General features: G+C 38.7%; 1 pseudogene. It reads left to right on the top strand.

Annotated features, from left to right (window positions below):
* Positions 1-223: 223 nt before the first annotated feature.
* Positions 224-724: pseudogene (locus tag QQL66_RS18475) on the top strand (DMP19 family protein); the annotation flags it as partial.
* Positions 725-856: the final 132 nt, after the last annotated feature.

The raw sequence follows: 856 nt of genomic DNA, 5'->3' as shown, positions 1-856 counted from the left end.
GGTGCTGTTTAGTATAGAATTTCATAGTGATGGCCTCCTAAGGTATGTGCGCAAGAGCGCGCTATACCTTGGATGGTAGTTTAACTATCAAGCCCGAAAATCCTTGGGAGGTCATCATTAGTATCAATCACATCCAGCGGATTGCCAAACCCGCCGCTCCTCGTTCCTCGTCGCTCTGGGTTCGGCATCCGCTGATGTGAGGCGTTAGGCAGCAAGAAAAACTATGAATAAGCTACTATTTTTATTACTAATTTTGAGTTCATTTGCCGTGAAATCTGAAAATATTAAACAACTTGTTCAAAGATTAGAGCGAGGTGATATACAGGAGAATATATTCGCCTATGATGTTTATGAAGTGATAGTTGACAAAGTTGACCCAAATGAATGGCCAAATTATTCTAAGTTATCTCAGTTAGAGCAAAATATACTTATGATTGTTGATTTTGAGGGGCAAATTAACAATGGTGGGTTTGATCAATATTATTTTAATTCCTATGGTGACAATGCTGTGGCTACTGTTAATGCCTTAATTGAAATTGGGGCAAAAGAAACAGCCGATATACTATCTAAATCATTTACAGTTTTTCCCAATAGAAAACCATCGGAAATTAGAGAAACAAGGCAAACCCAGTTAGATGCATTAACTAAAGCTCAACAGGATTATTTGGATAAATTAGATGATGAATTTTATGAGTATCCAAATGATTTGTCGGTGTTGCTTACAAAATACGCGAATTCAACTCGCAAGTGCAACACTCGCCCTAAGCCGCAGCTTTTAATTCGTCATAGACCTTCTGCGGCTGCTTAAACCCAAGACACTTTCTGGGCCTCAGGTTTAATTTCTTTTCTATGATCG

The sequence above is a fragment of the Litoribrevibacter albus genome (genome assembly GCF_030159995.1).
Lineage (GTDB): Bacteria > Pseudomonadota > Gammaproteobacteria > Pseudomonadales > Litoribrevibacteraceae > Litoribrevibacter > Litoribrevibacter albus.
Note: the sequence above shows the minus strand (reverse complement) of the source record. Positions and strands in the feature narration are given on the sequence as shown.